The sequence below is a fragment of the Saccharopolyspora sp. genome, assembly GCF_017434145.1.
GTDB classification, from domain to species: domain Bacteria; phylum Actinomycetota; class Actinomycetes; order Mycobacteriales; family Pseudonocardiaceae; genus Saccharopolyspora_C; species Saccharopolyspora_C galaxeae.
In genome coordinates this window covers 1-4505 of record NZ_JAFRFW010000168.1, presented here as the reverse complement: position 1 = coordinate 4505, position 4505 = coordinate 1, and the positions used below count along the sequence as shown (strand labels likewise).

Genomic DNA, 4505 nt, shown 5'->3' with positions numbered 1-4505 from the left:
CGGGCCGACCACCAGCAGAACGGCCGGGAAGGGGCCGGCGAGCAACCGCACGACCGGGACCAGCAGCACACCCGAGACCGGCGCGGCACCGGCCGCACGCCCGGAGGAAATCAACAGTGACGGCGGGAAACGACACCACAGGACGCGATTTCGACTGGCTCGTCGACGACTTCGTCGACCGGGTCGCCGGGGCTACCCACGCGCTGATCCTGTCCGCGGACGGGCTGCCGCTGGCCGGATCCTCGTCGATCTCCGGCGACGACGCCGAGCAGCTGGCCGCCATCTCCAGCGGAGTGCTCAGCCTGGCGCACAACAGCGCGGCGCTGTTCGACAAGGGGACCTGCGAGCAGATCATCATCCGGCTCAGCCAGGGGTACTTCCTGTTCATGGGCATCGGTTCGGGAGCCGGGCTCGCGGTGCTGACCGCGCACGACGCGCAGATGCGGGTGGTGGCCTACGAGATGACCCAGTTCGTCGAGAACACCGGGCACGCGCTGACCCCGGAGGTGCGCGCCGACCTGCGCCGCGTGGTCAGCGCGCGGCGGCCGGCGTGACGCGGATGCGGGAGGTAACGAGATGAGTGCAACCGCGCGGAGCGATTCCGGCGCGGCGGGGGAGCAACACCAGAACTCGCAGGATCGCGGAGCCCAGGACTCCGAGCCGCACCACCTCCGGGAACCGGGACGCACGCACCCGGATCCCGGAAAGCCCGAGTCCCGCAGCAGCCGGGTGCGCCCGTACGCGCTCACCGGCGGCCGGACCCGCACCCGCCACCAGCTGCTGGTGGAGACGATGATCTCGGTGCCGAACTACGACGCCGAGTTCGCCACCGGGCTGCTGCCCGAGTCGCGGTCGGTCTACGAGTCCGCGCGCAGGCCGATCTCGCTGGCCGAGCTCTCCGCGATCCTGAGCATCCCGCTCGGCGTGATCCGGGTGCTGGTCAGCGACCTGGCCGCGGACGGCGCGGTGTTCATCCACCCCACCGGGCACGCATACCGCTACGACCACGACATCCTGGAGAGGGTTCTGGATGGCCTCAACAAGCTCTCCGCATGACCCCGCCGAGCTGATGCTCTCGGCGAAGATCGTCATCGCGGGCGGGTTCGGCGTCGGCAAGACGACGTTCGTCTCCTCGGTCTCGGAGATCCCTCCGCTGAACACCGAGGCGTGGATGACCGAGGCAGCTGCGGGGATCGACGAGCCGGATCCGGAGGGCGCGAAGACCACTACCACGGTGGCGATGGACTTCGGCCGCATCGAACTGCATTCCGACCTGATGCTGTACCTGTTCGGCACGCCCGGGCAGGCCCGCTTCTGGTTCCTGTGGGATGACCTGGCCCGCGGCGCGCTGGGCGCGGTGATCCTGGTGGACACCCGGCGGGTGCAGGAGTCCTTCGCCGCGATCAACTACTTCGAGCACGACTCGGACGTGCCGTTCATCGTCGCGCTGAACCTCTTCGACGGGCAGCTGCCCTACGAGCTCGACGAGGTGCGCGACGCGTTGGCGCTGAGCCCGGAGACCCCGCTGGTCACCTGCGACGCCCGCGACAGCGTGTCCACTGTGGACGCATTGCGCGCGCTGGTGTCGCACACCATGCGGCTGAACGTGGTCTCCGGCGCGGCATGATCGAGCAGGAGGACGAGTAGGCGATGCGCAAGATACTGATCGTCGGTGCCGGGCAGGCCGGGCTGCAACTGGCGCTCGGGCTCAACGACCAGGGCTACGACGTGACCGTGATGTCCGCGCGCACCCCGGAAGAGATCCGCAACGGCCGCGTGACCTCCACCCAGTGCATGTTCCACAACGCCTTGCAGCACGAACGCGACCTCGGGCTGAACCTCTGGGAGGAGCAGACGCCGAAGGTCACCGGAGTCGGGGTCTCGGTCGGCGGCCCGGACGGTTCCCGCGCGCTGGAATGGGTCGGGCTGCTGGCGGGCTACGCGCAGTCCGTGGACCAGCGGGTGAAGATGGCGGGCTGGCTGGAGCTGCTGGAGAACCGCGGCGGCAAGGTGATCTACCACGGCGTGACCACCGCCGACCTGGACCGGCTCACCGAGCACTACGAACTGGTGCTGGTCGCCGCGGGCAAGGGCGAACTGGTCGAGCTGTTCGACCGGGACCCGCAACGCTGCAGGTTCACCTCGCCGCAGCGGATGCTCACGGTCTCCTACGTGCACGGCGCGGGGCGGCGCCCGGAGCACCCGGACCGCGACGCGGTGCGGTTCAACCCGTGCCCGGGGGTGGGGGAGCTGTTCGTGATCCCCGGCTACACCTTCAGCGGGCCCTGCGAGATCCCGTTCTTCGAGGCCGTCCCCGGCGGCGCGCTGGACTCCTTCCGGGACCGCCCGGAGCCGGCCGAGCACTGGCAGCGGATGCTGGGGCTGATGCGCGAGTACTTCCCCTGGGAGTACGAGCGCTTCGCGGGCGCCGAACTCACCGACGCCCGCGGCACGCTGACCGGCGGCTACACGCCGGTGGTGCGGAAACCGGTCGGCCGGCTGCCTTCCGGCGGGGCGGTGCTCGGCATGGCCGACGTGGTCGTGGCGAACGACCCGATCACCGGGCAGGGCTCCAACAACGCCGCCAAGTGCGCGGCGTCGTTCCAGCACAGCATCGTCGAACGCGGCGCGGAACCGTTCGACGCGGACTGGATGCGGACCACCTTCGAGCGGTACTGGGATTACGCGGCGCACGTGACGAGGTGGACGAACGCGATGCTGGAACCGCTGCCGGAGCACATGATGCGGATCCTCGGCGCGGCGCAGCACAGCGACGAAGTGGCCGGGCGGTTCGTGAACGGCTTCGACGATCCCTCGACCTTCGCCGAGTGGCTGTTCGACCCGGAGCTGGCCGACCGGTACCTGGCCTCCGTGGCGTGAGCTGAACGCGAGAACGCCCTCCGCGCGGAGGGCGTTCTCGCCTGAAGTCAGCCCGGTCCCGGGCCGAGCGGTCCCTTGCCGCCGGGGCCGCGGCGGCGCAGGTAGCGCTCGAACTCGGCGGCGATGGCGTCACCGCTGGTCTCGGTCAGCTTCACCTCGGCGTCCCCGCGTTCTTCCAGCGCGCGGACGTAGTTGCGGACGTCCTCGTCCTCCTCGGCCATCTCGCTGACCGTGGTCTCCCACTCCTCCGCCTGGTCCGGCAGGTTGCCCAGCGGCACCTCCAGGTCCAGCGTCTCCTCCACGCGGTGCAGCAGCGCCAGCGTGGCCTTCGGCGACGGCGGCTGCGAGACGTAGTGCGGCACCGCCGCCCAGAACGCGATCGACGGGATGCCCGCCTGCACGCAGGAGTCCTGGAAGATGCCGACGATGCCGGTCGGGCCTTCGTAGCGGGACCGCTCCAGCCCGTAGTGCGCGGCCGCATCCGCGTCGTAGGCGGTGCCGGTCACCGGCACCGGCCGGGTGTGCGGCGCGTCGGCCAGCAGCGCGCCCAGCGACACCACCGTGCGCACGCCCGCTTCGTTGAGGTGCCCGAGCAGTTCGGAGCAGAACGCGTTCCAGCGCATGTTCGGCTCGATGCCGTGCACCAGCAGCACGTCGTGGTCGGCACCCGGCGGCCTGCACACCGACAGCCGCGTGGTCGGCCAGGTCACCTGGCGGGTGACGCCGTCGATCAGCTTCACCGTCGGCCGGGAGACCTGGAAGTCGTAGTACGGATCCGGGTCGATCTCGGTGAGCGGGTCGGCGTCCCAGGTCAGTTCCAGGTGCTCGATCGCGGAGCTGGCGGCGTCGCCTGCGTCGTTCCATCCTTCAAAGCCCAAGATCGCCACCGGGCCGTCCGGTTTGGCCGGTCCGGTGCCGTTCCGATCGGCCTCGGTCTCGCCGGCGCCGTTCGTGCCGGTCCCGGTCTCGCTGGCCGCTGTGGGGCTCCCTTCGGTCCGGTCCACCGGGTCTGCGGAGCGTGGTTCGCGATCGTTCACCGTGTCAGCCTACGACCTATCGCGAACCGCAGCGCCCGACATCCCGCAACCGGACACGCGCCGCCGCGGGAGGGATCGGCCACCTTCCTTGTCAAGGTCCCGCGGGGTTTTGCTCTACTGGGACGCGTGGCAACTGCGAGCACGCCGGGAACCGGCCGCGATGACTGATACCGCCCCCGCCGCCGTCCTGTTCGACATGGACGGCACCCTGGTCGACTCCGAAAAGCTGTGGAGCATCGCGCTGGGCGACTACGCGACCTACCGCGGCGGCGAGCTCAGCCTGGCCACCCGCGAGACCATGGTCGGCTCCAACATGAGCACCAGCATGCGGATCCTGCTGGAAGCCCTCGGCCTGAGCACCACCGAGGCCGAGGTGGCCGCGGCCGCCGACTGGGTCGAAGCCCGCAGCGCCGAACTGTTCCGCGGCGGTCTGCCGTGGCGGCCGGGTGCGCTGGAGGCGCTGGCGGGCGAGAGCGCGCTCGGCGTGCCGACCGCGCTGGTGACCTCCACGCTCCGCTCGCTGGCCGAGATCGGGCTGGACACCCACGGCCGGGACTCCTTCGAGGTCACCGTCTGCGGCGACGAGGT

Annotated in this window: 6 protein-coding genes; 5 read left to right on the top strand and 1 reads right to left on the bottom strand. The window is 70.6% G+C overall.

Annotated features, from left to right (window positions below; all coding sequences use genetic code 11):
• The first annotated feature begins 116 nt into the window (after window positions 1–116).
• The 4 genes from IJH84_RS04780 to IJH84_RS04765 all read left to right on the top strand — a co-directional run bounded on the left by IJH84_RS04780 (window position 117) and on the right by IJH84_RS04765 (window position 2880).
• Window positions 117–554, top strand: coding sequence for a roadblock/LC7 domain-containing protein (locus IJH84_RS04780; protein ID WP_295140694.1), 438 nt, complete (start codon window positions 117–119; stop codon window positions 552–554).
• A 175-nt stretch (window positions 555–729) separates the two neighbouring features.
• Window positions 730–1056: a DUF742 domain-containing protein gene (locus IJH84_RS04775; protein WP_295140706.1), complete on the top strand. Its 327-nt coding sequence runs from the start codon at window positions 730–732 to the stop codon at window positions 1054–1056.
• Entirely contained in the window at window positions 1031–1627 is a 597-nt protein-coding gene (locus IJH84_RS04770; RefSeq protein WP_200069711.1) for an ATP/GTP-binding protein, read from the top strand. The genes IJH84_RS04775 and IJH84_RS04770 overlap by 26 nt, the downstream gene beginning before the upstream one ends.
• Window positions 1628–1650: 23 nt before the next feature.
• Window positions 1651–2880, top strand: coding sequence for a styrene monooxygenase/indole monooxygenase family protein (locus tag IJH84_RS04765; protein WP_200069710.1), 1230 nt, complete (start codon window positions 1651–1653; stop codon window positions 2878–2880).
• A 47-nt stretch (window positions 2881–2927) separates the two neighbouring features.
• On the opposite strand, the gene IJH84_RS04760 is transcribed toward IJH84_RS04765, so the two are convergent.
• The gene (locus IJH84_RS04760; RefSeq protein ID WP_295140700.1) at window positions 2928–3767 is read right to left on the bottom strand and encodes a PAC2 family protein; all 840 of its coding nucleotides are present in this window, start codon (window positions 3765–3767) and stop codon (window positions 2928–2930) included.
• 310 nt (window positions 3768–4077) lie between these two features.
• Here IJH84_RS04760 and IJH84_RS04755 point away from each other — a divergent pair.
• On the top strand, window positions 4078–4505 hold a 428-nt coding region (locus IJH84_RS04755; RefSeq protein ID WP_295140689.1), incomplete at its 3' end, for an HAD family phosphatase.